The sequence below is a fragment of the Nocardioides aquaticus genome, from assembly GCF_018459925.1.
Lineage (GTDB): Bacteria > Actinomycetota > Actinomycetes > Propionibacteriales > Nocardioidaceae > Nocardioides > Nocardioides aquaticus.
On sequence record NZ_CP075371.1, the window covers coordinates 4345995 to 4372309 of the forward strand.

Annotated in this window: 28 protein-coding genes and 1 tRNA gene; 17 read left to right on the plus strand and 12 right to left on the minus strand. The window is 74.3% G+C overall.

Going from position 1 to position 26315, the window contains the following annotated elements:
- Positions 1-8: 8 nt before the first annotated feature.
- The gene (locus tag ENKNEFLB_RS21120; protein ID WP_214057145.1) at positions 9-158 is read left to right on the plus strand and encodes a hypothetical protein; all 150 of its coding nucleotides are present in this window, start codon (positions 9-11) and stop codon (positions 156-158) included.
- Here the strand turns inward: ENKNEFLB_RS21120 and ENKNEFLB_RS21125 are convergent.
- The 6 genes from ENKNEFLB_RS21125 to dcd form a co-directional block, all read right to left on the minus strand.
- Positions 125-1120: a siderophore-interacting protein gene (locus tag ENKNEFLB_RS21125; protein WP_246535714.1), complete on the minus strand. Its 996-nt coding sequence runs from the start codon at positions 1118-1120 to the stop codon at positions 125-127. The genes ENKNEFLB_RS21120 and ENKNEFLB_RS21125 overlap by 34 nt on opposite strands.
- Positions 1117-1926 carry an ABC transporter ATP-binding protein gene (locus ENKNEFLB_RS21130; protein ID WP_214057146.1) on the minus strand — a complete coding sequence of 270 codons (810 nt, stop codon included), beginning with the start codon at positions 1924-1926 and terminating at the stop codon, positions 1117-1119. The genes ENKNEFLB_RS21125 and ENKNEFLB_RS21130 overlap by 4 nt, the downstream gene beginning before the upstream one ends.
- Positions 1923-2981, minus strand: coding sequence for a FecCD family ABC transporter permease (locus ENKNEFLB_RS21135; RefSeq protein ID WP_246535715.1), 1059 nt, complete (start codon positions 2979-2981; stop codon positions 1923-1925). Before ENKNEFLB_RS21135 ends, ENKNEFLB_RS21130 begins: the two co-directional genes overlap by 4 nt.
- Positions 2978-3994 carry a FecCD family ABC transporter permease gene (locus ENKNEFLB_RS21140; protein ID WP_214057147.1) on the minus strand — a complete coding sequence of 339 codons (1017 nt, stop codon included), beginning with the start codon at positions 3992-3994 and terminating at the stop codon, positions 2978-2980. Before ENKNEFLB_RS21140 ends, ENKNEFLB_RS21135 begins: the two co-directional genes overlap by 4 nt.
- 25 nt (positions 3995-4019) lie before the next feature.
- A complete protein-coding gene (locus ENKNEFLB_RS21145; protein WP_214057148.1) occupies positions 4020-5075 on the minus strand; it encodes an ABC transporter substrate-binding protein in 1056 nt (351 codons plus the stop codon).
- Between the two features lie 81 nt (positions 5076-5156).
- Entirely contained in the window at positions 5157-5732 is a 576-nt protein-coding gene (dcd, locus tag ENKNEFLB_RS21150) for a dCTP deaminase (RefSeq protein WP_214057149.1), read from the minus strand.
- 103 nt (positions 5733-5835) lie between these two features.
- On the opposite strand from dcd, the gene ENKNEFLB_RS21155 reads away from it, so the two are divergent.
- From ENKNEFLB_RS21155 to ENKNEFLB_RS21170, 4 genes are all read left to right on the plus strand, one after another.
- Positions 5836-6633: an SGNH/GDSL hydrolase family protein gene (locus ENKNEFLB_RS21155; protein ID WP_246535716.1), complete on the plus strand. Its 798-nt coding sequence runs from the start codon at positions 5836-5838 to the stop codon at positions 6631-6633.
- 49 nt (positions 6634-6682) lie between these two features.
- A tRNA-Gly gene (locus ENKNEFLB_RS21160) sits at positions 6683-6758 on the plus strand.
- A gap of 44 nt (positions 6759-6802) precedes the next feature.
- Positions 6803-7444, plus strand: coding sequence for a DUF2461 domain-containing protein (locus ENKNEFLB_RS21165; RefSeq protein WP_214057151.1), 642 nt, complete (start codon positions 6803-6805; stop codon positions 7442-7444).
- A gap of 108 nt (positions 7445-7552) precedes the next feature.
- On the plus strand, positions 7553-8416 hold the full coding sequence (locus ENKNEFLB_RS21170) for a hypothetical protein (protein ID WP_214057152.1): 864 nt from the start codon (positions 7553-7555) through the stop codon (positions 8414-8416).
- 56 nt (positions 8417-8472) lie between these two features.
- Here ENKNEFLB_RS21170 and ENKNEFLB_RS21175 read toward each other — a convergent pair whose 3' ends face one another.
- The gene (locus tag ENKNEFLB_RS21175; protein WP_214057153.1) at positions 8473-8931 is read right to left on the minus strand and encodes an RrF2 family transcriptional regulator; all 459 of its coding nucleotides are present in this window, start codon (positions 8929-8931) and stop codon (positions 8473-8475) included.
- A 152-nt stretch (positions 8932-9083) separates the two neighbouring features.
- On the opposite strand from ENKNEFLB_RS21175, the gene ENKNEFLB_RS21180 reads away from it, so the two are divergent.
- Together ENKNEFLB_RS21180 and ENKNEFLB_RS21185 are read left to right on the plus strand one after the other, a co-directional pair.
- Complete coding sequence (locus ENKNEFLB_RS21180) at positions 9084-10943, plus strand: acyl-CoA dehydrogenase (protein WP_214057154.1); 1860 nt, start codon at positions 9084-9086, stop codon at positions 10941-10943.
- A gap of 71 nt (positions 10944-11014) precedes the next feature.
- Positions 11015-11215, plus strand: coding sequence for a DUF6458 family protein (locus ENKNEFLB_RS21185; protein WP_214057155.1), 201 nt, complete (start codon positions 11015-11017; stop codon positions 11213-11215).
- Here the strand turns inward: ENKNEFLB_RS21185 and ENKNEFLB_RS21190 are convergent.
- Positions 11172-12116, minus strand: coding sequence for an ArgP/LysG family DNA-binding transcriptional regulator (locus ENKNEFLB_RS21190; RefSeq protein WP_214057156.1), 945 nt, complete (start codon positions 12114-12116; stop codon positions 11172-11174). The genes ENKNEFLB_RS21185 and ENKNEFLB_RS21190 overlap by 44 nt on opposite strands.
- A gap of 80 nt (positions 12117-12196) precedes the next feature.
- Between ENKNEFLB_RS21190 and ENKNEFLB_RS21195 the strand changes: the two genes are divergently transcribed.
- Together ENKNEFLB_RS21195 and ENKNEFLB_RS21200 are read left to right on the plus strand one after the other, a co-directional pair.
- Complete coding sequence (locus tag ENKNEFLB_RS21195; protein ID WP_246535717.1) at positions 12197-12841, plus strand: LysE/ArgO family amino acid transporter; 645 nt, start codon at positions 12197-12199, stop codon at positions 12839-12841.
- A gap of 4 nt (positions 12842-12845) precedes the next feature.
- A complete protein-coding gene (locus tag ENKNEFLB_RS21200) occupies positions 12846-13802 on the plus strand; it encodes an oxidoreductase (RefSeq protein WP_214057157.1) in 957 nt (318 codons plus the stop codon).
- Here ENKNEFLB_RS21200 and ENKNEFLB_RS21205 read toward each other — a convergent pair.
- From ENKNEFLB_RS21205 to ENKNEFLB_RS21215, 3 genes are all read right to left on the minus strand, one after another.
- Positions 13768-14334, minus strand: coding sequence for a GrpB family protein (locus tag ENKNEFLB_RS21205; RefSeq protein WP_214057158.1), 567 nt, complete (start codon positions 14332-14334; stop codon positions 13768-13770). The genes ENKNEFLB_RS21200 and ENKNEFLB_RS21205 overlap by 35 nt on opposite strands.
- 87 nt (positions 14335-14421) lie before the next feature.
- Complete coding sequence (locus tag ENKNEFLB_RS21210) at positions 14422-16050, minus strand: hypothetical protein (protein ID WP_214057159.1); 1629 nt, start codon at positions 16048-16050, stop codon at positions 14422-14424.
- The gene (locus tag ENKNEFLB_RS21215; protein ID WP_214057160.1) at positions 16047-16853 is read right to left on the minus strand and encodes a crotonase/enoyl-CoA hydratase family protein; all 807 of its coding nucleotides are present in this window, start codon (positions 16851-16853) and stop codon (positions 16047-16049) included. The genes ENKNEFLB_RS21210 and ENKNEFLB_RS21215 overlap by 4 nt, the downstream gene beginning before the upstream one ends.
- Before the next feature lie 135 nt (positions 16854-16988).
- On the opposite strand from ENKNEFLB_RS21215, the gene ENKNEFLB_RS21220 reads away from it, so the two are divergent.
- The 8 genes from ENKNEFLB_RS21220 (at position 16989) to ENKNEFLB_RS21255 (ending at position 24964) form a co-directional block, all read left to right on the plus strand.
- Entirely contained in the window at positions 16989-19928 is a 2940-nt protein-coding gene (locus tag ENKNEFLB_RS21220; RefSeq protein WP_214057161.1) for a Na+/H+ antiporter subunit A, read from the plus strand.
- On the plus strand, positions 19925-20371 hold the full coding sequence (locus tag ENKNEFLB_RS21225; RefSeq protein ID WP_214057162.1) for a Na(+)/H(+) antiporter subunit C: 447 nt from the start codon (positions 19925-19927) through the stop codon (positions 20369-20371). Before ENKNEFLB_RS21220 ends, ENKNEFLB_RS21225 begins: the two co-directional genes overlap by 4 nt.
- Positions 20368-22056, plus strand: a complete 1689-nt coding sequence (locus ENKNEFLB_RS21230) for a Na+/H+ antiporter subunit D (RefSeq protein WP_246535718.1) — start codon at positions 20368-20370, stop codon at positions 22054-22056. The genes ENKNEFLB_RS21225 and ENKNEFLB_RS21230 overlap by 4 nt, the downstream gene beginning before the upstream one ends.
- Positions 22053-22562, plus strand: a complete 510-nt coding sequence (locus tag ENKNEFLB_RS21235; protein WP_214057163.1) for a Na+/H+ antiporter subunit E — start codon at positions 22053-22055, stop codon at positions 22560-22562. The genes ENKNEFLB_RS21230 and ENKNEFLB_RS21235 overlap by 4 nt, the downstream gene beginning before the upstream one ends.
- Positions 22559-22924 carry an MrpF/PhaF family protein gene (locus tag ENKNEFLB_RS21240; RefSeq protein ID WP_214057164.1) on the plus strand — a complete coding sequence of 122 codons (366 nt, stop codon included), beginning with the start codon at positions 22559-22561 and terminating at the stop codon, positions 22922-22924. The genes ENKNEFLB_RS21235 and ENKNEFLB_RS21240 overlap by 4 nt, the downstream gene beginning before the upstream one ends.
- A complete protein-coding gene (gene mnhG, locus ENKNEFLB_RS21245; RefSeq protein ID WP_214057165.1) occupies positions 22921-23289 on the plus strand; it encodes a monovalent cation/H(+) antiporter subunit G in 369 nt (122 codons plus the stop codon). Before ENKNEFLB_RS21240 ends, mnhG begins: the two co-directional genes overlap by 4 nt.
- 68 nt (positions 23290-23357) lie before the next feature.
- Complete coding sequence (locus ENKNEFLB_RS21250; RefSeq protein ID WP_214057166.1) at positions 23358-24095, plus strand: hypothetical protein; 738 nt, start codon at positions 23358-23360, stop codon at positions 24093-24095.
- A gap of 86 nt (positions 24096-24181) precedes the next feature.
- Positions 24182-24964: a Type 1 glutamine amidotransferase-like domain-containing protein gene (locus ENKNEFLB_RS21255; protein ID WP_214057167.1), complete on the plus strand. Its 783-nt coding sequence runs from the start codon at positions 24182-24184 to the stop codon at positions 24962-24964.
- Positions 24965-25050: 86 nt separating this feature from the next.
- On the opposite strand, the gene ENKNEFLB_RS21260 is transcribed toward ENKNEFLB_RS21255, so the two are convergent.
- Complete coding sequence (locus ENKNEFLB_RS21260) at positions 25051-26292, minus strand: fatty acid desaturase family protein (RefSeq protein WP_214057168.1); 1242 nt, start codon at positions 26290-26292, stop codon at positions 25051-25053.
- Between the last annotated feature and the right edge of the window lie 23 nt (positions 26293-26315).

Below are 26315 nucleotides of genomic sequence, written 5' to 3' on the forward strand. Positions count from 1 at the left end.
AGACCCTCATGCACGAGTTCCGCCCGCTCGCCGAGATCGAGGCGCGTCAGCGATCCGCCGACCGCACCACCGCCACCCGCTACGCCCGTCCCGGCGTCCCCGGCACCACCCGTCGCCGGCGTGGTCAGCCGCGCATCGACACGCCCTCGCGCCAGTAGCCCATGAAGGCGACCTGGCCGCGGTCGACGCCGCGCTCGCGCACCAGGTGGCGACGCAGACCGGTCACCACCTTCGACTCCCCCGCGATCCACGCGTACAGGCCCTCACGGACGTCCGCACCGGGGTCGGGCGCGATCTGCTCCCCCGACGAGGAGTAGACCGGCGTCTCCCACACGTTCGGGTCGACCTCGTCGTCGTCGACCTCGGGCAGCTCCCGGGGGTCGACCCCGAGACGGGCGACGGTCGCGGCGTGCAGCAGGTCCCCCCGCGCCGCCCCGTCCCGCGGGAGCCAGTGCACCTCGACACCCGCCGGGCCCTCGAGGGCCTGCACGTCCGCGGAGGTCGGCACCTCGAGCAGCGCGCACCCCGCGGCGTCCGGCCCGAGGTCGCGCAGGATGCCGGCCACCGCCGGCACCGCGGTCTCGTCGGCGACGAGGAGGACCCGGTCGGTCGGCGCCGGCGCGAACTCGCGCCCGCCGAACTCGTGGCCGCGCCGCGGGACCAGCACCAGCAGCCGGTCACCCTCGGCGGCCGCCGAGGCCCACCGGTTGCCCGGCCCGTCCGGCTCCCCGTCCACGTGCTCGTGCACGACGATGTCCACCACCAGGCGGCGGTGCTCGCCGAGCCCGCGCACGTCGCGGACGGTGTAGGTGCGCATGCTGCCGCGCTCCTCCTCCGGCAGCGCCTGCCACGCCTCCCACCAGGTCGCGCCGGCCATCGGCAGCTGCGGCAGCGAGCCGTCGTCGCAGGGGAAGATCACCTTGAAGCGCTGGTCCAGCCAGCTGCCGTCGACGTCCATCTCGGCCAGGCAGGCCCCACCGAGCTCGACCCGGACGAACGACGGCGAGAGCCGGTCGACCGAGGCCACCTCCACCTCGCCGAGCACGAGCGGCAGCTCGGCGGGCTCGGTCATGCCGGGGTCGGTCGTTCCGGGGTCGGTCGTGCCGGGGTCGGTCGTCATGCGTCCTCCTGGGGGACGGGGGCGTGGGTGCGCCCGATGGGCACCACCAGCGGGGTGCCGGAGACCGGGTCGGTGATCACGGTGTTGTCGAGGCCGAAGACCTCCCGCACGTTCGCCGAGGTCACCACCTCGGCCGGGGTGCCCTCGGCCAGGACGACACCGTCGCGCATGGCGACGAGCCGGTGGCCGTAGCGGGCCGCGAGGTTGAGGTCGTGGAGCACCATCACGATGGTGGTGCCGGAGCGGGCGTTGAGCTCGGCGAGCAGGTCCAGCATCTCGACCTGGTGGGCGACGTCGAGGTAGGTCGTCGGCTCGTCGAGCAGGAGCAGGTCGGTGCCCTGGGCCAGGGCCATCGCGATCCAGACCCGCTGGCGCTGCCCACCGGAGAGCTCGTCGACGACGCGGTCGGCGAGGCCGGCGGTGTCGGTGAGGACCATCGCCTCCTCGACGGCCGCCCGGTCCTCGGCGCCCCAGCGGGCGAAGATGCCCTGGTGCGGGTGACGGCCGCGGCCGACGAGGTCGGCGACGGTCACGCCGTCGGGGGCGACCGGGTTCTGGGGCAGCAGCCCGAGGACCTTGGCGACCTCCTTGGTCGGACGCCGGTGGATCACCTCGCCGTCGAGCAGCACGCTGCCGCCGCGGGCCCGGACCAGCCGGGCCAGGCCCCGCAGCAGGGTCGACTTCCCGCAGGCGTTCGGGCCGACCACGACGGTCACCTGCCCGTCGGGGACCTCGACGGTCACGTCGTGGACCACGGTGCGGTCGCCGTACCCCAGGCTCACGGCCTCGGTGCGCAGCCTGCTCATCCGGCTCTCCCTCCTGCGGCGCCGCGCGCCAGCAGCCACAGCAGGAACGGTCCTCCGACCGCTCCCGTCACCACCCCGACGGGGAGCACCACGCCGGGGACCAGGTACGCCGCCACGTAGTCCGCGAGCAGCATCAGCACGGCCCCCACCAGGGCACCGGCGAGCAGGCTGTGCCGTCCGCCGAGCAGGGACCGGGCGATCGGCCCGGCCATGAAGGCCACGAACGAGACCGGCCCCGCGGCGGCCACGGCCACCGACGTCAGCAGCACCCCGACCAGCAGCAGCACGTCGGTGCGGTGCCGGCCGACGCCGAGCCCGGCAGCGGCGTCGTCGCCGAGCTCGAGCACCGGCAGCGCGCGGGACAGCCAGACCAGCAGCGGCAGCAGCACGGCCAGGGCCGCGGCCAGCGCGCCGATCGTCGCCCAGGGCACGTTGTTGACGCTGCCGACCAGCCACCGCAGCGCCAGCTGCACGTCGTAGGTCGCCGAGCGGGCGAAGAGGTACTGCACGACCGAGACCATGGCCGCGGCCATGCCGACGCCGACCAGGACGAGGCGGTAGCCGCCGGTGGTGCCGGCCACCCACCGCACGACGACCGAGACGACGACGGCGCCGACGACGGCGAAGACCGAGACGGCGCCGTCCCGCAGCCCGATCACCAGCAGGGCGAACACGCCCGCGGCGCTGGCGCCCATGCTGACGCCGATCACGTCCGGGCTGGCCAACGGGTTGCGGAGCAGGGTCTGGAACAGCGACCCGGCGCTGCCGAGCGCCAGCCCCACCAGCAGGGCCAGCACGGCCCGCGGGAGCTTGGACTCCATCACGATGAAGGTCGCGACCGGGATCTGCTCGCCGAGCACGATCCGGACGAAGTCGGGCGCGGTGACGGTGTAGTCACCGAGGAGCACACGGACCGCGAACGCGGCGACGAGGGCAGCGACCAGCCCGCCGATCACCCGCTGCCGGCGCCGGCGGGGGCGACGGGTGGCCGCCCGCAGGTGGGGGCGTACGGGCGTGTGCTCCCGCACCGGCGCACGCAGCGTCGGCGCGCTCACAGGCCCATCCGCCCGCGTCGCACCAGCAGCAGGAAGAAGGGCACGCCGACGACCGCGGTCATGATGCCGACCTGCACCTCGCCCGGCGGCAGCACCACCCGGCCGACCGTGTCGGCGAGCAGCACCAGCACCGCGCCGTACCCGGCCGAGAGCGGCAGCAGGAGGCGGTGGTCGGAGCCGGTGACGCCCCGGACCAGGTGCGGGACGACCAGCCCGACGAACGCGATCGGGCCGGCCACCGCGGTGGCGGTGCCGGCGAGGAGCACGATCGCGACGCCGACCAGGACCCGGTCGCGGCCGGTGTGGCGCCCGAGGCCCTTGGCGAGGTCGTCGCCGAGCGCCAGCGAGTTGAGGGTCTTGCTGAGCAGCAGGGCCATCGCGATGCCGACCAGGAGCACCGGCGCCACGGCTCCGACGGTGTCCCAGTCGCGGCCGCCGAGGGAACCCACCTGCCAGCGGCGCATCACGTCGAGCGTCGTCTGGTCGACCATCTGCACCGCGACCGTCCAGCTGCTGGCGGCCGCGGCGAAGGCCGCCCCGGCGACGGTGAGCTTCGCCGGCGTGGCGCCGTCGCGGCCGAGCCCGGCGATGGCGTGCACCATGACCGAGGCGACCGCGGCCCCGACGAACGCGAGCAGCATGTAGGCGTGCAGGCCACCGGCGCCGAGGTAGACGATGCCGAGCACGATCGCCAGCGCGGCGCCCGCGTTGACGCCGAGGATGCCGGGGTCGGCGAGCGGGTTGCGGGTCAGGCCCTGCATCGCGGCGCCGGCCAGCCCGAGGGCCGTGCCGACCAGCAGCCCGAGCACGGTGCGGACCGCCCGCGACTCGAGCACCACCCGGTCGGGACCGGCCTCGAGCACCGCCAGGGGCGAGACACCGCGCGAGCCGACGAGGACGGAGGCGACCGCGGCGAGCAGCAGCACCACGAGCATCACGGCGCCGGCGCGCGCCGGACCGGCCGCGGGGCGCGCCCGCGGCCGGTCCAGCAGCTCTGGTGAGCTCACCGCCATCGTCTCGTCCTCGGGGCCGGCCGGGTCAGGACCCGGAGCCGTCGCCCTCGACGGCCGCGGCGACGTTCGGCACGTAGTTCTCGAGCGCCGAGGGCAGCGACAGCGGCGACGGGGCCGAGAAGCCGATGGCCTCGGTCAGGTCGACCGCGGCGTACCAGCGGTTGTCGGCGATGGCGGGGATCTGGCGGGTCAGCGGGTTGCTGGCCAGGTCCTCGACCTCCTCCTCGGAGGCGGCGTAGGTCAGGAAAACGTCCGCGTCGAGCTCGGAGGCCCGCTCGGAGGAGACGTTGAAGAGGAACTGGCCCTCCTCGCTGTTCTCCTCGACGAACTCGGTGTTGACCATGCCCAGCTCGGCGAGCAGCCGCGGCCGGTTGTCCTCGGGCGTGTAGACGTAGAAGGAGGAGTTGTCGCCGGCGTTCGGGCCGCCGAAGACGAACGACGCACCCTCGAGCTGGGGGTACTCCTCGGCCGTGGCCGCGAACAGCTCCTCGGTCTCGGCCTGGACCTGGTCGGCCAGCTCGGTACGACCCAGGGCCTGACCCACGAGCTCGAGCGACTGCTGCCAGGTGGTCGTGTAGGGCGCCTCCGGGTAGGCCACCACGGGGATGCCGGCCTCGGTGAGCTGGTCGTACTCCTCCTGGGTCATGCCCGAGGCGGTCGCGGTGACCAGGTCGGGCTCGAGGCGCACGATCTTGTCGACCGGCACGCCGTCGGTCTCGTCGAGACGGACGGGCTGCTCGGCGCCGTCGATCTCGGCCAGGGCCTCGTCGAAGAAGTCCGAGGAGTCGTTCTCGTTGCCGGCGTATGTGATCTTCACGGCGCCGACCGGGACCACGCCGAGCGACAGCGGGAAGTCGGCCTCGGCGTAGCCGACCGAGACGACCCGGGTCGGCTCCTCCTCGATGGTGGCCTCGCCCAGCGCGTGCTCGATGGTGACCGGGAAGGCGTCGGCGTCGACCTCGCTGGTCGGCTCGACCGCCTCGGTCGCGGCCTCGTCGGAGGGGCCGGTGCTGCAGGCGGTCAGGGTGGTCAGCGCCAGGGTGGCGGCGGCCAGGCCGGTCAGGCGGTGCAGTGGGCGCACGGTCAAGCTCCTCGGTTCGTCGGATACCGAGGTAAGGCTAACCTAACTCCCGCGCCAGTGGCAGTCGGGGTGACCCGGGTCTCAGATCAGGGTCCGGTGGAAGCCCTGAAAGGACCGCGAGGGCGTCGGGCCGCGCTGGCCCTGGTAGCGCGAGCCGTAGCGCGCGGAGCCGTACGGGTGCTCGGAGGCCGAGGAGAGCCGGAAGAAGCAGAACTGGCCGATCTTCATGCCGGGGTAGAGCTTGATCGGCAGGGTCGCCACGTTGGCCAGCTCCAGGGTCACGTGGCCGGAGAAGCCCGGGTCGACGAAGCCCGCGGTGGCGTGGGTGAGCAGTCCGAGACGGCCGAGCGAGGACTTGCCCTCGACGCGGGCGGCGACGTCGTCGGGCAGCGTGACGACCTCGTACGTCGACCCCAGCACGAACTCCCCCGGGTGCAGGATGAACGCCTCGTCCCCGTCGGGCTCGACGATCCGGGTGAGGTCGGACTGGTCGGCCGCGGGGTCGATGTGCGGGTACTTGTGGTTCTCGAAGACGCGGAAGTAGCGGTCGAGGCGCACATCGATCGAGGACGGCTGCAGCATCTCGGGGTCCCAGGGCTCCATCGCCACCCGGCCCGCGTCGATCTCGGCCAGGATGTCGCGGTCGCTGAGCAGCACGCCCGCACCCTACTGCCGCCGCAACCGTCATCTCGAGGCGCCGCGAGCGTCATCTCGGCTGTCCGCGAGCGTCGTCTCGGCGGGGTGTTGGCAGGATGCGGCCGTGAGCACCGCTGCGTACCGCCGCTTCGTCGCCCTCGGCGACTCCTTCACCGAGGGCGTCGGGGACCCCGACCCCACCCGCCCGAACGGCCTGCGGGGATGGGCGGACCGGGTCGCCGAGGTCCTCGCCGCGCGTGCCGACGAGGCCGGCCACGACTTCGGGTACGCCAACCTGGCCATCCGCGGCCGCAAGCTGCACGGCATCCTCGACGAGCAGCTCACGCCCGCGCTGGCGCTCGAGCCGGACGTCGTGACGATCTACGCCGGCGCCAACGACATCCTGCGGCCGCGGGTCGACCTCGACGCGATGGTCGACCGCTACGACGAGGCGATCGGCCGACTGGCCGGGACCGGCGCCCGGGTGCTGGTCTTCACCGCCTTCGACCCGGGCGGCTCGGCGATCTACCGCGCCGTACGGGGGCGGTTCGCGCTCTACAACGAGCTGGTCCGCGCGGCGGCGGACCGTCACGGCGCCGGGATCGTGGACTTCTGGCGGCTGCGGGACTACCGGGACTGGGGGTTCTGGGACGAGGACCGGATGCACATGGGCCCGGCCGGTCACCTGCGGATGGCCACCGAGGTGCTCGCCGCCCTCGGCGTCGACCACGACCTCCCGCCGGCCGTGCCCCGCGCGGTGGTCGCGCCCGACGCCCGGCAGCGGCTCAAGGAGAACGCCGCGTGGACCCGTGAGTCGGCCCTGCCGTGGGTGCACCGCCGCCTCACCGGCCGGTCCTCGGGCGACGGACTGGCCCCCCGCTACCCCGTCCTGGGGCGCCCGGTCTCCCCCGGCGGGGCGTGAGCCGCCCGACATCGTCTATCCTCTCATCCGACCGGTCCGCCGGTCGCCTGCGGACGTAGCTCAGTTGGTAGAGCGCGACCTTCCCAAGGTCGATGTCGCGAGTTCGAGTCTCGTCGTCCGCTCCACACTCCCCCCTCGTCCCCGGGACGCCGGCCCCTAGGCTCTGACCGTGTCGTTCTCCGGTTTCCCCGTCGCCGCGCTCGACTTCTACGACGACCTCGAGATGGACAACACCCGGTCGTTCTGGGAGGCCCACCGCACGACCTACGAGGAGTCGGTCAAGGCCCCGATGACCGCGTTGATCGAGGAGCTCGCGCCCGAGTTCGCGACCGAGGGCCGACCCGCCAAGGTCTTCCGGCCGTACCGCGACGTGCGCTTCAGCAAGGACAAGACGCCCTACAAGACCCACCAGGGCGGCTTCGTCCCGGCGGGCCCGTCGTGGGGCTTCTACGTCGAGCTCAGCCCCCGCGGGGTCCGCGCCGGCGCGGGGATCTACGAGGCCTCCGGCGAGCGCCTCGCAGCCCTCCGGGCCGCGATGGCCGACGACCGCACCGGCCCGGCCCTGCGCCGGGCCCTGACCACCCTGGAGAAGGCCGGCTTCGAGGTCGGCGGGGAGCAGCTGAAGACCTCCCCGCGCGGCTACCCGGCCGACCACCCGCGGATCGCGCTGCTGCGCCACAAGACGATCGTGGTCGGGCGCGACCACGGCTTCGACCCGGTCATCCACACCCCCGAGATCGGTGCCCTGGTGCGTCGCGACTGGCAGGCGCTGCGACCGCTGGTGACCTGGGTGCAGCGCGCGCTGGCCTGAGCCCGGGCACGGGCCCCCGGCCACCGGCCACCGGGTGTTCACCCGCAGGCCGCCCCGGGGCCGTGCGCCCCTCGCCGCCGCGTGACCCGGTCGCGTGAGACTCGCGGCATGGCCAAGCGCAAGGCGTACCTGCACATCGGGCTCCCCGGGGTCGGCGACGTCCTCGACACCGCCGTCCAGCGGCACCGCACCAACCTCGCCGAGCTGGACGTGCTCGTGCCGACCAAGGCCCGCGAGGAGTCGTTCCGGGCCGCGATCGAGCTGCGTCGGCGGCACAAGGAGTGGGGCTACCGCCGCAAGGAGGTCGAGGGCGCGTGGGCCGGGATCGCCCGTCGGGCCCTGAAGGGCCGCTCCACCGTGCTGGTCAGCCAGGCCGCCCTGGCCGGGGCCGCCGAGGACGAGATCGACCTGCTGACCACGCAGCTGCCCGGCCTGAAGCTGCACGTCGTCGTCACCGTGGCGGCCCCCGACGGGTGGGCCGAGCCCGGTGACCCCGACACCGACCTGGCCTCGGTGCTCGGCCGCTGGCGGCGCGCGGTGCGCGAGCCCGACCGGCTGCACGTCGTGGTCGTACCTCCGGGCGACGCCGGGCGGGAGACGGCGTGGCGCGAGCTCGGCCGGGTCGTCGGCTTCGGCACCCGGTCGTTGTCGCTGGCCGGCCTCGAGCCCGGCGCGGCGCCGGCCCTGCGGCCGCTCGACGCCGCCGGCACGCAGCGGCTGCGCGAGCGGGCGGAGACCTGGCGCACGGCGGTCGTCGACGGCGGCCACGACGTGCGCGGCGACCTCGCGGACCTGCTGCCGGCCGCCCCGGCTCCGACGCCCGACCTGGACGGCGCCCTGCTGCGCACGACGCGGGCCCTGGCCGAGGCCCGGCGCGACGTCGAGCGGCTCAGCCGTCGCAACGAGACGCTGGAGGCGCGCCTCGACGAGGCCGGCCAGGTCCCGCGTCGTCGCCGCTTCTCGGTGGCCTGAGGACCCCGCCCCGCCGGAGCGGGGCACGGCGGGGTCGGCACGGGGTCAGTGCGGGGTCAGTGCGGCTGCCAGGCGTCCTGGTCGCGGGTGCGCGCCTCGACGGCCTCGGGCAGGGTGCCCGCGGCGAGGTCGCCGATCGAGACGTCCTCGAACACCTCGCGCAGGGCGCTGCGTGCCGCGATCCAGACCCGCTGCAGCACCTCGGTGTGGTCGTTGTAGCTCACGCCCTCGGGACGCAGCCCGTAGACGGAGACCAGCGGGCCGTCGACGGCCCGGATCACGTCGGCCACGCTGACCCCGGCGGCGTCGCGCGCCAGGCGCCACCCACCGGACTGGCCGCGCTGGGAGCGGACGACCCCGGCGCGTCGCAGGTCGGCCAGGATCGCCTGGAGGAACCCGTGGGGGATCTCCTGGCGTCGACCGAGCTCCTCGGCACTGATCGCCCGCTCGCCGTCGGCCCGGGCCATCTCGACCAGGGCGCGCAACGCGTAGTCGGACTTGGCTGAGACGCGCACCCGGCGAGTGTCCCAGACGCGGCGACCCTTCGGGGCGGGCGACCTGCCTTGCGAGGGTCGGGAACCGGTCGTACGATAATGTTACTGGTCAGTAGACCGAGCGGTAACATCGCTGCCGCACCGACCGTCACCCGCCAAGGAGCCCCCCGGACATGAGCCACTACCGCAGCAACCTGCGCGACATCGAGTTCAACCTCTTCGAGGTGCTCGGGCGCGGAGAGGTCCTCGGCACCGGCCCGTTCGGCGAGGTCGACACCGACACCGCCCGCGAGATCCTGTCCGAGGTCGACCGCCTCGCCCGCGAGGACCTCGCCGCGTCGTACGTCGACAGTGACCGCACCCCGCCGGTCTTCGACCCGGCCACCCACACCGCGCCGGTCCCGGCCTCGTTCGCGGCGAGCTACCACGCGTGGATGGACTCGGAGTACTGGCGCCTGCAGATCCCTGAGGCGCTCGGCGGCCAGCCGGCTCCCTCCAGCCTGGTCTGGGCGATGGGCGAGCTGATCCTCGGCGCCAACGCGCCGGTGTGGATGTACGCCGCCGGCCCGTCGTTCGCCTCGGTGGTCCACCGCAACGGCAACGAGCGCGACCAGCGCATCGCGCAGTTCATGATCGACCGCCGCTGGGGCTCCACGATGGTGCTGACCGAGCCCGACGCCGGCTCCGACGTCGGCGCCGGACGCAGCAGGGCCACCCCCAACGAGGACGGCTCCTGGAACATCGAGGGCGTCAAGCGGTTCATCACCTCGGCCGAGTCCGACCTGCAGGAGAACATCCTGCACCTGGTGCTCGCCCGCCCCGCGGGCGTCGAGGGTGTCGGCGGGCCGGGCACCAAGGGCCTCAGCCTCTTCCTGGTGCCGAAGATCCACTTCGACCACGAGACCGGCGAGCTGACCGGCGAGCGCAACGGCGTCTACGTGACCAACGTCGAGCACAAGATGGGGATCAAGGTCTCCAACACCTGCGAGGTCACCTTCGGCGACCCGTCCGTCGGCGGCGGCGAGCCGGCGAGGGGCTGGCTGCTGGGCGAGGTGCACCAGGGCATCGCGCAGATGTTCCAGGTGATCGAGAACGCCCGGATGATGGTCGGCACCAAAGCCATCGCGACCCTGTCGACCGGCTACCTCAACGCGCTCGACTACGCCAGGACCCGCGTGCAGGGCGCCGACCTGGCCCGCGCCGCCGACAAGACCGCGCCGCGGGTCCCGATCACCCGGCACCCCGACGTGCGCCGCTCGCTGATGGTGCAGAAGTCCTTCGCCGAGGCGATGCGCGCACTGGTGCTCTACACCGCGACCTGGCAGGACGAGGTGATGCTGGCCGAGCACCGCGGCGAGGGCGCCGAGCTGGCCGCGGCCGTCAACGACCTCCTGCTGCCCATCGTCAAGGGGTACGGCTCGGAGCGGTCCTGGGTCCTGCTCGGGACCGAGTCGCTGCAGACCTTCGGCGGCTCCGGCTTCCTGCAGGAGTACCCGATCGAGCAGTACGTCCGGGACGCCAAGATCGACACCCTGTACGAGGGCACCACCGCCATCCAGGGCCAGGACTTCTTCTTCCGCAAGATCGTCAAGGACCAGGGCCGGGCCCTGGGCCACCTGACGCACGAGATCGAGGCCTTCCTGACCAGCGAGGCCGGCAACGGGCGGCTCAAGAACGAGCGCGCCCTGCTGGCCACCGCGCTCGAGGACGCCCACGCGATCGTCGGCCACATGATCGAGGACCTGATGGCCTCCGCCGAGGACGCGTCGAGCATCTACAAGGTGGGCCTCAACACCAGCCGCCTGCTGATGGTGCTCGGCGACGTCGTCTGCGCCTGGCTGCTGCTGCGCCAGGCCGACGTCGCGCTGCAGAAGCTCGGCGGCGACCCGGGCCGGGACACGGCCTTCTACGAGGGCAAGGTCGCGGCCGCGCAGTTCTTCTGCCAGTACAACCTGCCCAAGGTGAGCGCCGAGCGCGCCATCGCCGAGGCCACCGACTCCTCGGTCATGGACCTGGACGAGGCAGCGTTCTGAGCGGCCACCGGAGCACCACCCCTGCGGCCTGCTGCGCGGCGGTCCCGCGCGGCAGGCCGTAGGGTCCCGGCATGGGACTTGGAGCAGGTGTCCTGCTGATGTTCGTCGGCGCCGTCCTCGCGCTGGACGCGATCGCGATGCCGCAGGCCGTGACCGACGTCGTGCGCACCGACGTCGTGGGGTGGATCTGCCTGGCGATGGGCGCGCTGGCGATCGTGCTCGGCGTGGTCACCAGCCGCCAGTCGCACCGGCAGCACCCGAACCGGCACTGAGCCCGCCACCGACCCCGCCCGCGGGCCGCATCCCGGCGCGGGCGGCCCGGCGTACGGCGTCGCTCAACCGGTCCAGGGCCGGGGTGTCGAGCCGCCACCGCTGCCAGTGCAGCGCCACGTCGACCGGGTCCGGCCCGAGGTCGACCACCTCGTCCGCCTCCCGCATCGGGGCCAGCTGCGGCTCCGGCAGCAACCCCCAGCCGAGGCCGAGCCTGACCGCCTCGGCGAAGTCGGCCGAGGTCGGCACCCGGTGGACCACCGGGGGCTCGGGCAGGCCGCGGGCCCGCAGGACGGCGTGCTGCAGGTCGTCCTGCTCGTTGTAGACCACCATCGGGAGGCCGGCGGGGGCGTCCGGCGCCGGACCGTCCGGGAGCAGCGAGCGTGCCGCGACGGCGTGGTAGCGCAGCGCACCGAGCGGCTCGCTCGAGCAGCCCTGCACGGCCCCCGGCTCCGAGGTCACCGCGCCCAGCGCGTCGCCGCGGCGCAGCAGGTCCGCCGAGTACGCCTGGTCCTCCACGTGCAGCCGCAGCGCGACGACCGAGCCGTCCGGTGCGGGCCGGGCCAGCTCGGCCAGCACCCCCCGGAACCAGGTGGCCAGCGCGTCGGCGCTGACGGCGACGGTCAGGACTACCGGGCCGGCCCCCGCGCCGGCCAGGACCTCCGCGGCCTCCGCGCGCAGCAGCGCCGTCTGCCGGGCCAGCCGGACCAGCGCCTCGCCCGCGACGGTCGGGCGGCAGGGCGCCGTGCGCCGGACCAGCACCTGCCCGGCGGCCTGCTCGAGCGAGCGGATCCGCTGGCTCACCGCCGACGGCGTGACGTGCAGGTGGCGGGCCGCGGCCTCGAACGTGCCGTGGTCGACGATGGCGGCCAGGGCGGCGAGCTGGGCGGGGGCGGGGTCCACCCACCGATCATAAGCACGACTGATGATCGTGAAGATTGTTTCGCTGGCCTGAACGCACGGGCGCGCCTAGCGTCGGTCGTGTGCTCGCCTCCCTCCTCGCCCCGGCCACCGCGGCGGCCACCGCGACCCTCACCGGCCTGGTCACCGGCCTGGCCCTGATCGTGGCGATCGGTGCGCAGAACGCCTTCGTCCTGCGTCAGGGACTGGCCCGCGCCCACGTCGGGGCGGTGGTCGCGATCTGCCTGGCCTCGGACGCCGTGCTGATCATGGCCGGGGTGGCCGGCGTCGGCGCCCTGGTCCAGCAGGCCGGCTGGCTGCTCGAGGTCGTGCGGTGGGGCGGGGTGGCGTTCCTGGCCGTCTTCGGCCTGCTCTCGCTGCGGCGCGCGGCCCGCCCGGACGTGCTCCGGGCGGCGGAGTCCGGCGCGGGGACCCGCCGCAGGGCCGTGCTGACCGCGCTGGCCCTGACCTGGCTCAACCCGCACGTCTACCTCGACACCGTGCTGTTCCTCGGCTCGGTGGCCACCACCCAGGGGCCCGACGAGCGGTGGTGGTTCGGGCTGGGCGCGGTGCTCGGCAGCGCGGTGTGGTTCCTCGGGCTGGGCTACGGCGCGCACCGCGCCCACCGCCTGCTGTCCCGACCGCGCTCCTGGCAGGTCCTCGACGCCCTGATCGGGGTGGTGATGCTGCTGCTGGCCGTGACCCTGGCCCGGACCGACCTAGGCTGAGCCGATGAGCTCCGCCGCCCTCACCCCCTGGTCCCTCACCGACGTGCCCGACCAGGCCGGGCGTACGGCCGTGGTCACCGGGCCCAGCCTCGGCGGCCTGGGCCACCACACCGCGCTCGAGCTGGCCCGACGCGGCGCGCGCGTGGTCCTGGCCGGGCGCAACCCCGAGAAGCTCGGGGCCACCGCAGACGCGATCACCGCCGAGCTGGGGGGCGACCAGCCCGCCCCCGAGCAGCTGGTCGTCGACCTCTCCGACCTGACCTCGGTCCGCGCGGCCGCGCGCAGGGCCGCCGACCTGGGCCCGCTGCACCTGCTGGTCAACAATGCGGGCGTGATGGGCACCCCGGAGCGCCGCACCCCGGACGGGCTCGAGCTGCAGATGGCCACCAACCACTTCGGGCCCTTCCTGCTGACCGGCCTCCTGCTGCCGCAGCTGGTCGCGGCGGAGGACGCCCGGGTGGTCACGGTCTCCTCCCTGATGCACCGACGCGCCCGGTCGGCGCCGCTCGGCGACCCCCGCCAGCAGGGTCGCTACCGGAAGTGGCAGGCCTACGCGCAGTCCAAGCTCGCGAACCTGCTGTTCACCTTCGAGCTGGAGCGACGCCTCCGCGAGGCGGGGCTCCCGGTGGCCGCCACGGCCGCGCACCCCGGCTTCGCCGGCACGCACCTCGCCGCGAACGGGCAGTTCGGCGGGGCCGCCGACGGGCTGACCGGGCGGGCCTCGTCGGTGTACGACGCCGCCGTCCGCGCGGTCGCCCAGCCGGTCGCCGTCGGCGCGTGGCCGACCCTGATGGCCGCCACCGCCGACCTCCCGGGCGGCACGTACTGCGGCCCGGACGGGCCCGGCCAGATGCGCGGACGGCCGCAGGTCGTCACCGCCAGCGCCGCCGCCCAGGACGCGGGGGCGCAGCGGGCGCTGTGGGTGCTCAGCGAGCGGACCGTGGGGCTGACCTGGCCATGATCTCCGCGACGACGTCGCTCTTGGCGTCGGAGTAGGCGTTCATGTCGGCCCAGTCCTGCGCGACGAGCCGGCGCTTCGTGCGCTCGTAGAGCACCCGGTCCTCCTCCGAGGACCGCAGCCGGTCCCGGAACCGGACCTTGTCCTGGGCCTCGTCGTCCCCGACCTCGTGCACGTGCACGTGGACGTCGAGCGCGGGCGTGCGGACCAGCCGGTGGCCCGGCTCGCGGACCCGCAGCAGGTAGCCCGCCTCCAGGAGCGGGACCAGGTAGTCCTCCTCCGCCGTGATGTCCTCCACCGTCACCAGGACGTCGAGGATCGGCTTCGCGGCCAGCCCGGGCACCGACGTCGAACCGACGTGCTCCACCGCGACCGCGTGCGCGCCGACGGCGGCCCGGATCCGCGCCTCGTGCTCGGCGTAGCGGTCCGGCCAGGTGGGGTCGGGCTCCTCCAGGACGAGCTCGCGCCTCTCGACGCCGCCGACCAGGTCGACGGTGGTGACGTCGGGGCGGCGGGGCGTACGGGAGGTGCTCACCGCACAATGGTCTCCCGCGGTACGTCCGTGTGTCGACACGCCGACGACGCCCACACGAACGTGCCGTTCGGCGGGGGCCCGCCGCGCTCAGTCCTCCGCGAGGGTCGGGAAGCGGTCGACCACGCGCACCAGCCCGCCCGCGGTGGCGACCGTGGCAGCGGCGTCCGCGCCGAGCAGCACCCCGCCGCGGCGTCCGGCGTACGCCGGCCCGGTGCCGGCGCGGGCGGCGAACCGCAACTCACCGGTCCGGGCGTCGAGGCCGGTGAGGTACCACGCGTCGACGCCCCACCAGCTCGGACGCACGGCCCAGGCGTGCACCAGGCCGCTGACCGGGGAGACGGCCGGCCGCACCGAGGGCGACACCACGTCGGAGGTCCAGGTCGTGCGACACCGCCCGTCGACGAGGTCGACCCTCGCCAGGCCGCCCGCGGGGGCGCGGCCCAGCAGCGTGCTGCGCGGGCCGGTCCAGCCGGCGGCGTTGGCCACGACCACCCCGGCGCGGTCGACCGGCAGCGGGTCGGCCTCCACGGCGCTGGCCTCGTCGTCGAAGAGCGCGGTCTGGCAGACCAGCGACCCGTCCACGGCCCGCACCAGGCGCAGCTGCACCCGGGGGTCGGCGTTGTCGGTCAGCGCGAGCAGCGGCCCCGAGGCGTCGGTCCCGTCGAGCAGGACCGGGGCGGTGCCGCCGCCGCGGCTGACCTGGCCGGTCCGCACCCCCGTCCCGGCGTCGTAGACCGACCGCCACCGCACCTCCAGCCGCCCGGCCGGGTCGCGCCCGACGGCGGCGAGCACCTGGGTGGTGACCACGTAGGCGGTGCCGTCCACGGCGGTCACCGGGTTGGCGACCGTCCCGGGCAGCCGGAGCGAGGCGACGCCGTCCGCGGGGTCGACCACCCCGACCCTGCCGGCCGACCCGGCCCACCACAGCCCGGTGGCGTCGGGGGCCACGGCGACCAGGCACTCCCCCTCGGCCAGCTCCCCGCGCAGGTCGGTCGAGCCGGCCAGGGTCAGGTCGGGCTCCCCGGCGGCGTCGGTGGTGGCCAGCACGTCGAGCGCGCCGGCCGCCGTGCCCACGACGACCTGGTCGCCGGTGACCGCCAGCGCTCGTCCGCACCGGGCCGGCGCACCCGACGGCGCCGGTGGCAGCTCGCGGGAGACCAGCGGCCGCAGGGTCCCCGGGTCGAGCACCCGCAGCACGCGGGTCCCGCCGCCAGGTTCGTCGTCCTCGCCGCCCTCGGCGCAGACCGCGACCAGCCACCCCGTGGGCAGCGCGGCCAGCTCGCCGCAGTCGGCACCGCCGAACCAGGCCCCGTCCACCTCCGGGGAGTCCCCCAGCGGGCCGGGCGGCCCCGGCGCGAGAGCCGGCAGCGGGTCGGCCACCGCGGCCCGACCGAGGTACGACGGGGTCACCCAGGTGCCGGTGGACGGCGGCAGGGGCAGCCGCCCGGCCGGCGCGAGCACGAGGACCGCCGCGAGGGCGCCGACGACGACCACCGCGCCCAGGGCGACCTGCCACCAGGCCAGGGCACGCGGGCGCAGCCAGGCACGCACGCGCGGGCCGACCCGCGGCAGCACCAGCAGGAGCACGCCCAGCAGCAGGCCGACCGGGCCGAGCACCCGGACCAGCAGCAGCCAGGCCGCCAGCGCGGCGGTGACGGCCAGGACGCGCCCGACCGCGGCGACCCCGTCCGGTCCCGGGACCCCCGGCAGCCTCACCGCCCGCGGGGGCCGAAGACCGGCGCGACCCTGGCCAGCGCGGCCTCCCGGGCGACCTTGGTGTTGCGCGCCCCGAGCAGGAACGCCTGCTCGACGCGCTCCCGGGCGAAGGTACGCCGGGGACTGGCCGACCACGTGGAGTCGAAGAGGCGCTTGGTGGCGGCGAGCTGGTCCGGCGAGCGCTGGACCAGGCGGGCCGCGAGCTCGTGCGCCGCGGCGACGGGGTCGCCGTCCAGCTCGCTGACCAGACCCAGGTCGAGGGCCTGCTTGCCGCTGACCACCTCCGCGGTCATCGTCAGCCGCTTGGCGGTGTCGATGCCGACCAGCTGGGACAGGCTGGCGATGCCGCTCATGTCCGGCACGATCCCCCACTTGCCCTCCAGCACCGACCACGACGAGTCGGGCGTGGCGATGCGGAAGTCCGCAGCCAGGGCGATCTGCAGGCCGCCGCCCAGGCAGTGGCCGTGCACCGCGGCGACGACCGGGACCGGCAGCCTGCGCCAGGCCCAGCAGGCCTCCTGGAAGGTGTTGGTGCCGCGCCACGGCCTCGGGACGAAGGCGCGGGCGATGCCGACGGGGTGCCGCATCACCGAGCCGAAGTCGAGGCCGGCGCAGAAGGCGTCCCCCTCGCCGGAGAGGACCACGGCGCGCAGGTGCCGGTCGCGGCGCAGCCGCCGGGCGGTGGCGACGAGCTCGTCGAGGATCGGCAGGGTCAGCGCGTTCAGCTTGTCCGGCCGCGCGAGCCGGACGTGGGCGACACCGTCCTCGACCGCGCAGGAGACGTGGACGGCGGGGCTCGGCATGGGGGCAGCCTAGGAGGTGGCGGCCCCGTCCGCGCACGTCCGCCCGACCCGGACGGAGACACCCGCTCCACTAGAGTGGGGACGCGAGCCGGGCTCGCTGCCCCCTGACCTCCCCCGCCCGTCGAGAGGCCGAGTGTGCTCACTGTCGTCCTCGCCCACGCCCTCGCGGCGTGCGTCGCCCCCGCGCTGGTCCGCCGCGTGGGGCGCTGGGCGTTCCTGGTGCTGGCCCTGGTCCCCGCGGCGACCTTCGTCTGGGCGCTGACCTGGGCCGGGACCGTGACCGGTGGCGGCGCTGCCGTGTCGGTGACCCCGTGGGTGCCGGCGCTCGGGCTCGACCTCGCGCTGCGGATGGGCCTGCTGCAGTGGGTGATGGTGCTCGTGGTCGCGGGCGTCGGCGTGCTGGTGATGGCCTACTGCACCTGGTACTTCGAGGGCACCCCGCCCGAGTCCCTGGCCGGCTTCGGGCTGGCCTTCACCGCCTTCGTCGGCACCATGCTCGGCGTGGTCCTGGCCGACGACCTGCTCCTGCTCTACGTCTTCTGGGAGCTGACCACGGTCTTCTCCTACCTGCTGATCGGCTTCAAGCCCACCGACCGCACCGGGCGACTGGCCGCCATGCAGGCGCTGCTGGTGACCACGCTCGGCGGGCTGGCGATGCTGGTCGGGATGCTGGTGCTCGGCCAGCAGGCCGGCACCTTCCGGATCAGCGAGATCCTGGCCGACCCGCCCGTCGGCACCGCGACCACGGTGGCGCTGCTGCTGATCCTGCTCGGCGCGCTGACCAAGTCCGCCCAGGTGCCGTTCCACTTCTGGCTGCCCGCGGCGATGGCCGCGCCGACCCCGGTCAGCGCCTACCTGCACGCCGCGTCCATGGTCAAGGCCGGCGTCTACCTGGTCGCCCTGCTGGCCCCCGCGTTCGCCGGCACCCCCGGCTGGCACCCCGTGGTGCTCGGCCTCGGCACGGCGACGATGCTGCTGGGCGGCGCCCGGGCCCTGCGCCAGCTGGACCTCAAGCTGCTGCTGGCCTACGGGACGGTCAGCCAGCTGGGCTTCCTGATGGTGCTGGTGGGGATCGGCACGCGGACCGCGGCCCTGGCCGGTCTCGCGATGCTGCTGGCCCACGCCCTGTTCAAGGCCACGCTGTTCCTCGTCGTCGGGATCGTCGACCACCAGACCGGCACCCGCGACCTGCGCGAGCTGTCCGGGGTCGGGCGCCGGATGCCGGTGGTCGCGGTCGCCGCCGCGGTCGCCGGCGCGTCGATGGCCGGGGTGCCGCCCCTGCTCGGCTTCGTCGGCAAGGAGACCGTCTGGGCCGCCCTGCTCGAGATCCTCGACGGCACCCGGGGCGACCTGCCGCCGGCCGCCGGGTGGGCCGTGCTGGTCGGGCTGGTCCTCGGCTCGGCGCTGACCGCCGCCTACACGTTGCGCTTCTGGTGGGGCGCCTTCGCCGCGAAGCCCGGCGTCGCGGCCACCCGCGTCACCCCGGTGCCGGCCCCCTTCGCGCTCGCCCCGGTGGTCCTGGCCGGCCTCACCGTCGTGCTCGGCTTCGCCGGCGGCCTGCTGACCGACGTCCTCGACGGGTACGCCGACCTCCTGCCCGCCGGCGAGGAGGACGAGTACCTCGCCCTGTGGCACGGCCTCGAGCTGCCGCTCGCGCTGTCGGCGGCCGCCCTGCTGCTCGGCCTGCTGCTGTTCCGGCTGCAGCACCAGTACTGCCGGCTCGCCGCCCGGGTCGGCACCCGCTTCACCGCCGACGCGGCGTACCGCGTGGTCCTGCGCCGGGTGGACCGCTTCTCGGTCGAGGCCACCGGCCTCTTCCAGCGAGGCTCGGTGCCGACGTACCTCGCGGTGATCCTGCTGGTCGTGCTGGCGCTGCCCGGCGCGGCCACGGTCGCGGTGCTCACCGGCGGCACGGAGGGCGGTCCGCTGGGGGTCCGCCTGTGGGACTCCCCCGCCCAGGGCGCCGTCGCGCTGGTGACGGTGCTGGCCGCGGTCGCCGCCGCGCGGTCGCGGCGCCGGCTGCGCGCGGTCGCGCTCGCCGGGGTCACCGGGTACGGCGCGGGCCTGATCTTCCTGCTGCACGGCGCACCGGACGTGGCCCTGACGCAGGTGCTGGTCGAGACCGTCAGCCTGGTCGTCTTCGTGCTGGTGCTGCGCCGGCTGCCCCCGTTCTTCAGCGACCGCCCGCTGAGCGTGCGGCGCTGGTGGCGCGCGGCCCTCGGCGTGGCCGTCGGCACGGCCGTCTCCGGGTTCCTGCTGGTCTCGGCCAACGCCCGCACCGCGCGCCCGATCTCGGAGGCGTTCCCCGACGCGGCGTACGACTTCGGCTACGGCAAGAACGTCGTCAACATCACCCTGGTCGACATCCGGGCCTGGGACACGATGGGCGAGATCGCGGTCCTCGTCGCCGCGGCGACAGGCGTGGCCAGCCTGATCTTCATCGACAGCCGCACCTCCGGCATCCGGCGCGTGCGCGACATCCCGTACCCGCGCGACGTCAAGAAGCTCTCCTCGCAGAGCGGGCGCCGTGCCTGGCTGCCGGGGCCCCGCACGCTCAGCCCCGAGCGCCGCTCGATCGTCTTCGAGGTCGTCACGCGCCTGGTCTTCCACACCGTCATGGTCTTCGCGCTCTACCTCCTGCTGGCCGGGCACAACCTGCCGGGCGGCGGGTTCGCGGCCGGCATGGTCGCCGGGCTGGCCCTGATGGTCCGCTACCTGGCCGGCGGCCGGTACGAGCTCGACGAGGCCGCCCCCGTCGACGCCGGCGTGCTGATCGGGACGGGCCTGTTCGTGGCCGCCCTGGCCAGCCTCGGCCCGCTGCTGGTCAGCGGCGAGGCCCAGCGCACCTACGACGTCTACCTCTACCCGCCGCTCCTCGGCGAGATCCACCTGGTGAGCTCGGTCGGCTTCGACATCGGCGTGTTCCTGGTGGTCGTCGGGCTGGCCCTCGACGTGCTGCGCACCTTCGGCTCGCGCCTGGACCGCCACATCCTGCGCGAGGAGCAGGCCCGCGACCGCGGCGAGAGCGTCGACCGCCAGGCCGAGGCCGGCCGCGAGGGGGCGGCGCCGCGATGAACGTCAGCCTCGTCCTCGTCGCGACCTGCGGCGTCCTGGTCGGCACCGGTGTCTTCCTGATGCTCGAGCGGAGCCTGACCCGGGTGCTGGTGGGCCTGGTCCTGCTCAGCAACGGTGTCAACCTCGGCTTCATGGTCTCGGCCGGTGAGCCCGGGGAGCCGCCGATCTACGGCAGCGCCCCGACCGCCGCGATGGCCGACCCGCTGCCCCAGGCCCTCGTGCTGACCGCGATCGTGATCACCCTGGGCACCACCGCGTTCCTGCTGGCGATGGCCCACCGCAGCTGGCAGCTGCACGGTCACGACGAGGTCCAGGACGACGTCGAGGACGCCTCCATCCGCCGGCTCGCCGACGCCGACGAGACCTCGCAGGGCTACGACCTCGACGACCGCGACCAGCACGGCGACCACACGACCACCGGACCCGAGGAGGACCGCGGATGACCGGCCTCGGCGTGACCGCCCTGCTGCCCCTGCCCGTCCTGCTCTCGCTGCTCGGGGCCGGCGCGGCGCTGATGCTCTCGGGGCGCCCGACCCTGCAGCGGTGGGTCAGCACCTCCGTGCTGGCCGCGGTGGTGGCGATCGCGGCGATCCTGCTGGTGGTGGTGGACCGCGAGGGACCGCAGGTGCTGACCCTCGGCGGCTGGTCCTCGACGCTGGGCATCTCCCTGGTCGCCGACCGGCTCGCGGCGCTGATGCTGCTGGTCTCCTCCGTCGTCACCCTCGCCGTCCTCGTCTACTCGATCGGCCAGGGGATCACCGACGACGACCGCGAGGCACCCGTCTCGATCTACCACCCCACCTTCCTCGTGCTGGTGGCCGGCGTCTCCAACGCCTTCCTCTCCGGCGACCTGTTCAACCTGTTCGTCAGCTTCGAGATGCTGCTCTTCGCCAGCTACGTCCTGCTGACCCTGGGTGGGACCACCGCGCGGGTCCGCGCCGGCACGATCTACGTCGTGGTCAACCTGGTCAGCTCGATGCTGTTCCTGATCTCGATCGCCGCGGTCTACTCCGCGGTCGGCACCCTCAACATGGCCCAGGTCGCCCTGCGTGTCGGCGAGGTGCCCGACGGCGTCTCGCTGGTCCTGCAGCTGCTGCTGCTGGTCACCTTCTCGATCAAGGCCGCCGTCTTCCCGCTGTCGCTCTGGCTGCCGGACAGCTACCCCACGGCCCCGGCGCCGGTCACCGCCGTCTTCGCCGGCCTGCTCACCAAGGTCGGCGTCTACGCGATCCTGCGGACGCAGACGCTCATCTTCCCCGACAGCGACCTCACGGTGCTGCTGCTGGTGGCCGCGCTGCTGACGATGGTGATCGGGGCGCTGGGCGCGATCGCGCAGTCCGACATCAAGCGGATGCTGTCCTTCACCCTGGTCAGCCACATCGGCTACATGATCTTCGGGATCGCCCTGGCCAGCACCGCGGGGCTGTCCGGCGCGATCTTCTACGTCGCCCACCACATCACCATCCAGACCGCGCTGTTCCTGGTGGTGGGACTCATCGAGACCCGGGCGGGGAGCACCTCGCTGCTGCGCCTGGGCGGGCTGGCGCGGCTCTCACCCCTGATCGCGGTGCTCTTCTTCATCCCCGCGATGAACCTCGCCGGCATCCCGCCGATGTCGGGGTTCCTCGGCAAGACCGGGCTGCTGCAGGCCGGCCTGGCCGACGGCTCGCCGCTGGCGCTGGTGCTGGTGGCCGCCGGCGTCGTGACCAGCCTGCTCACGCTGTACGCCGTGGCCAAGACGTGGGCGCTCGCCTTCTGGCGCAGCCCCGAGCAGGCCCACGACATGACGACGTCGATGATCGACCCCGACAGCGGCACCCCGGCCGAGAGGCACGGCGACCACGTGCACATGGGACCGGTGACCTTCGGGCCCCGCGACCTCGAGGCCGCGCGCTCGCTGCGCGCCGACGACGACCCGGACCGCGACCTGCACCAGCTGCTGCTGGAGGACGCGCTGCCCCGCCGGCTGCCGCTGCTGATGACCGCCCCGGCCGCCGCCCTGGTCGCGGTGAGCCTGGCCCTCAGCCTGGTCGGGGGCCCGTTCTACGCCTACACCGACCGGGCCGCCGCCGACCTCGCGGACCGCCAGCCGTACCTCTCCGCCGTGCTCGGGGAGGACGCCCGATGAGCCGTCTCCGCCTGCTCCAGTGGCCCGTGGTGCTCTGGCTGACCCTGGTCTGGTGCGCGCTGTGGGGCAGCGCGAGCCCCAAGATCCTGCTGTCCGGCGCCCTGGTCGGCGTGGCGGTCTGCGTGGTCTTCCCGCTGCCACGGCTGCGCGCCGACGGCGTCGTCCGGCCGTGGCCGCTGCTCGTGCTGCTGGGAAGGTTCCTGGTCGACGTGGTGGTGGCCAGCGTGCGCGTCTCGGTGACCACGCTGCGTCCCGGCCACCCGCGCAGCGCGATCGTCCAGGTCGACCTGGCCACCTCCTCCGACCTCGTCCTGACCGTCGTGGCCGAGCTGGTCTCCCTGGTCCCCGGGGCCGTCGTGATCGAGACCCGGCGCTCGACCCACACCCTCTTCCTGCACGTCCTCGACGCCCCCGACCCCGCCGCCGTCGAGGAGTCGCGGGCCGCTGCCCTCGCCCAGGAGCAGCGGGTCCTGCGGGCCTTCGCCCGGAAGGAGCCGGCCTCGTGACCATCGCCATCCTCGTCGCCGGGGCGATCCTCGGGATCTCCGCGGTGCTGGTCGTCCTGCGGATGACGCTGGGTCCGACCATGCTCGACCGCGCCATCTCCTTCGACGTCCTGGCCGCGGTGCTGCTGGCCGGGATCGCGCTCGACGTGGCCGCGGACCGCGACGCCGACGCCGTGCCGATCCTGCTCGTGCTCACCCTGCTCGGCTTCGTCGGCTCGGTCTCCATCGCCCGGTTCTTCCCCGGCAGCGACGACGTCGACGAGCCGCGCCTCGACGAGGACCCCGCCGGCGACGAGCAGGCCTCGTCGGACCGCGCGGACGACGGCACGTTCGGCCGCCCGACCGGTGGGGGGCTGCTGTGAGCTGGGCGGGCGTGGCCGACGGGGTGGCCGGGGTGCTGTTCGTCCTCGGCGCGCTGTTCAGCCTGGTCGCGGCGATCGGCCTGCTGCGCTTCCCCGACGTGCTGACCCGGATGCACTCGGCGGCCAAGCCGCAGGTGCTCGGGCTGATCCTGATCACCGTCGGCGTCGGGCTGCGGCTGCGCGACCCGTCGGTCGTGGCGCTGCTCGGCCTGGTGGTGCTGTTCCAGCTGGTGACGGCCCCGGTCGCCAGCCACATGATCGGACGGGCCGCGGTGCGCGGCGGCCGGGTGCGCACCGACCTGCTCGAGGTCGACGAGCTCTCCGAGCGGCAGGACGACGTCGAGGAGCCGCGCGGGGCGCCCTGACCCCCTGGCGACCCGGTCCGATTGAGGTTAGGCTTACCTAAGTCGTTCTGATCGATCGGGGAGGTCCCATGTCGCCGTCGTACGCCGAGCGTGCCCGCGCCGTCGTGGTCACCGCCACCGCGCTCGAGGTCGGGGTGCTGTCGATGACCGTCCCGGTCGAGCGGCACCTCGCCGACGCCGACGGCTCGCTGCTCCTCTGCGCGCCCCCCACCGGGTCCGGCGAGCCGGGCTCGCCGCTGGCCCTCGCCGGCCGGTTCCCCGGACCGGTGCTCACGGCCAGCCTGACCGACGTCGCCGGCGTCCCGCAGCCCGACCGGGTGCGTGGCCGGGTCCGGCTGACCGGGGCGCTCACGCTGGCCGCCGGCCCCCTGGCCCCGGAGGTGACCGACCACCTCGGCGCCGGCCCGGGCCGGCCCGTCCTGCGACTGGTGCCGCAACGGGTCGCGATCGACTGGCGGGTCGGACCGGAGCAGGAGGGCTGGCAGGGGGTGGACGCCGCCGCCTACGCCGCCGCCGCCCCGGACCCCCTGGCCGGCTGGGAGGCCGGGTGGACCGCGCACCTCGACCGGGACCACCCCGGCCTGGCCGCGGCGCTGGCCCGCAGCGTGCGGCCCGACCTCGACCCCGCGGCCGTCGTCCGACCGGTGCTCGTCGACCGCGGCGGGATCACGCTGCGCGTCCACCACGCCCCGCGCGGCGGCAGCGAGGACCTGCACCTGCCGCTCGGCCGCGAGGTCCGGTGCGGCTGCGACGCCCGGCTCGCGCTCCAGGAGCTGGTCGAGACCCGCCTCGGCCCGCCGAGATGACCCTCGCGGACAGCCGAGATGACGCTCGCGGCGCCTCGAGGTGACGCTTGCGGACAGCCGTGACGCCGGGGTGACACCATCGCGGCATGACGACCGCTGACTCGGGCCGCCCGTCACGACCGGCCGGCACCATCCTCGCGCTCGGGGGTGGCGGCTTCTCCGTGGGCGAGAGCCCGCTCCTGGACGACCTCCTGCTCGACCTCGCCCGGCCACGCGCCGAGCGGCGCGGCCACGGCGACCGGCCGCGGGTGGCGTTCGTCGGGACGGCGAGCGGTGACGCCGACGGCTACGTCGAGAAGTTCGAGGCCGCCTTCGCCGACCGCGCGGAGACGACCGTCGTGCCGCTGTTCTGGCGTGACGGCTCCGACCTCGCCGCGACGCTGCTGGACCAGGACGCGGTGTTCGTCGGCGGTGGCAGCACGCTGAACCTGCTGGCGCTCTGGCGCCTGCACGGGCTGGACGAGGCGATGGCTGCGGCGCTGGCCGACGGCGTCGTGCTGTCCGGGATCAGCGCAGGGATGAACTGCTGGTTCGACGCGTCGGTCACCGACTCGCACGGCCCGCTGAGCGCGCTCGACGACGGGCTGGGGTTCCTGCCCGGGTCGGCGTGCCCGCACTACGACGGCGAGGCCGACCGGCGTCCGGCGTACCTCGACATGGTCGGCTCCGGGGCCCTCCCCAGCGGCTTCGCCGCCGAGGACGGGGTCGGCCTGCTGTTCCGCGACGGCGCCCTCGTCGAGGCGGTCAGCGAGCGCCCCGACGGCCGCGCGTTCCGGGTGCACCTGTCCGGCGGCGCGCTGGACGTCGACGACGCCGCCGACCTCGCCGACGTGGCCGAGAGCCCGCTGGACGTGCGGTTCCTGGGCTGAGCCGACCCGGACGTCGTACGGCGCGCACCGCAGCTGCGGTGCGCGCCGTACGACGTTGCGCGGGTGCCCCGGTGGGGGCGGGCCGGTCAGGCGGCCTTGGCGGCCTTGATCCGGCGGGCCTGCTGCTCCAGGCGGGCCTGGGCGGCGCGGCGGACCTTGGGACCGCCGGTGGCCATGCCGTAGAGGAGCTTCATCTGGCTCGGCAGGTTCTTCGGCGTCGTGGTGGTCATGAAGCCGTTGGGCAGCGAGAGCCGGACGACCTTGTGCCAGGCGCTGCCGACCTGCTGGGGAAGCGGGGCCTCGTGGTAGCGCAGCTCGTACTTGTCGAAGAGCGCCTTCACCTGGGGGGCGATCTCGGCGTACCGGTTCGACGGCAGGTCCGGGAACAGGTGGTGCTCGATCTGGTGCGACAGGTTGCCGGTCATCAGGTGCATCGCCTTGGAGCCGGAGATGTTGGCCGAGCCGAGCATCTGGCGGACGTACCACTGGCCGCGGGTCTCGTTGTCCGGGATCGCCTTGCGCTCGAAGGTCTCGACGCCCTCGGGGAAGTGGCCGCACATGATCACCGAGTGGGACCACACGTTGCGGACCACGTTGGCGGTGAAGTTCGCGGCCAGGGCCGGGAGGAACCCGCCGAAGGGCAGCGCGAGCGCCGGGTTGACGACGTAGTCCTTGGTGGCCTGCTTGCGGATCTTGGTGAGCGTGTTGCGGGCGCGGCGCTTGAACTCCTCGCTGCGCTTCTCCTTCGGGATGGAGAGGTTCTTGCCCAGCTCGAGGTCGTAGGCCGCGATGCCGTACTCGAAGAAGCAGGCGTTGATCGCGTTCCACAGCGGCTGCGCGAGGTACATCGGGATCCAGCGCTGGTCCTCGTCGACGCGCATGATGCCGTAGCCGAGGTCGTTGTCCTTGCCCACGATGTTCGTGTACGTGTGGTGGACCTCGTTGTGGGAGTGCTTCCAGCCCTCGGCGGTGGAGGCGTTGTCCCACTCCCAGGTGCTGGAGTGGATCTTCGGGTCGCGCATCCAGTCCCACTGGCCGTGCATGACGTTGTGCCCGATCTCCATGTTCTCGAGGATCTTGGCGATGCTCAGGCCGATCGTGCCCGCGACCCAGGCCGGCGGGAACGCGCTGGCCAGCAGCACCGCGCGGCTGCCGAGCTCGAGCTTGCGCTGCACGTCGACCATCCGACGGATGTACGCCGCGTCGGACGCGCCGCGGTCGTCGATGATGCTCTGGCGGATCGCGTCGAGCTCGACGCCGATCTGCTCGACGTCGGCCTCGGTGAGGTGCGCGGTGGGGTTCTCGGGCTTCTTGGTCATGACGGTCATGGGTGCCTCCGTGGTGACGGTGG

What these genes read in the sequence shown, in the direction of transcription:
- ENKNEFLB_RS21230 (WP_246535718.1), top strand. Translation starts at nt 20,368, where the DNA reads ATGACCGGCCTCGGCGTGACCGCCCTGCTGCCCCTGCCCGTCCTGCTC.
- ENKNEFLB_RS21225 (WP_214057162.1), top strand. Translation starts at nt 19,925, where the DNA reads ATGAACGTCAGCCTCGTCCTCGTCGCGACCTGCGGCGTCCTGGTCGGC.
- ENKNEFLB_RS21140 (WP_214057147.1), bottom strand. Translation starts at nt 3,994, where the DNA reads ATGGCGGTGAGCTCACCAGAGCTGCTGGACCGGCCGCGGGCGCGCCCC.
- ENKNEFLB_RS21170 (WP_214057152.1), top strand. Translation starts at nt 7,553, where the DNA reads ATGGCCAAGCGCAAGGCGTACCTGCACATCGGGCTCCCCGGGGTCGGC.
- ENKNEFLB_RS21200 (WP_214057157.1), top strand. Translation starts at nt 12,846, where the DNA reads ATGAGCTCCGCCGCCCTCACCCCCTGGTCCCTCACCGACGTGCCCGAC.
- ENKNEFLB_RS21235 (WP_214057163.1), top strand. Translation starts at nt 22,053, where the DNA reads ATGAGCCGTCTCCGCCTGCTCCAGTGGCCCGTGGTGCTCTGGCTGACC.
- ENKNEFLB_RS21130 (WP_214057146.1), bottom strand. Translation starts at nt 1,926, where the DNA reads ATGAGCAGGCTGCGCACCGAGGCCGTGAGCCTGGGGTACGGCGACCGC.
- ENKNEFLB_RS21125 (WP_246535714.1), bottom strand. Translation starts at nt 1,120, where the DNA reads ATGACGACCGACCCCGGCACGACCGACCCCGGAACGACCGACCCCGGC.
- ENKNEFLB_RS21255 (WP_214057167.1), top strand. Translation starts at nt 24,182, where the DNA reads ATGACGACCGCTGACTCGGGCCGCCCGTCACGACCGGCCGGCACCATC.
- ENKNEFLB_RS21185 (WP_214057155.1), top strand. Translation starts at nt 11,015, where the DNA reads ATGGGACTTGGAGCAGGTGTCCTGCTGATGTTCGTCGGCGCCGTCCTC.
- ENKNEFLB_RS21120 (WP_214057145.1), top strand. Translation starts at nt 9, where the DNA reads ATGCACGAGTTCCGCCCGCTCGCCGAGATCGAGGCGCGTCAGCGATCC.
- ENKNEFLB_RS21250 (WP_214057166.1), top strand. Translation starts at nt 23,358, where the DNA reads ATGTCGCCGTCGTACGCCGAGCGTGCCCGCGCCGTCGTGGTCACCGCC.
- ENKNEFLB_RS21260 (WP_214057168.1), bottom strand. Translation starts at nt 26,292, where the DNA reads ATGACCGTCATGACCAAGAAGCCCGAGAACCCCACCGCGCACCTCACC.
- ENKNEFLB_RS21215 (WP_214057160.1), bottom strand. Translation starts at nt 16,853, where the DNA reads ATGCCGAGCCCCGCCGTCCACGTCTCCTGCGCGGTCGAGGACGGTGTC.
- ENKNEFLB_RS21180 (WP_214057154.1), top strand. Translation starts at nt 9,084, where the DNA reads ATGAGCCACTACCGCAGCAACCTGCGCGACATCGAGTTCAACCTCTTC.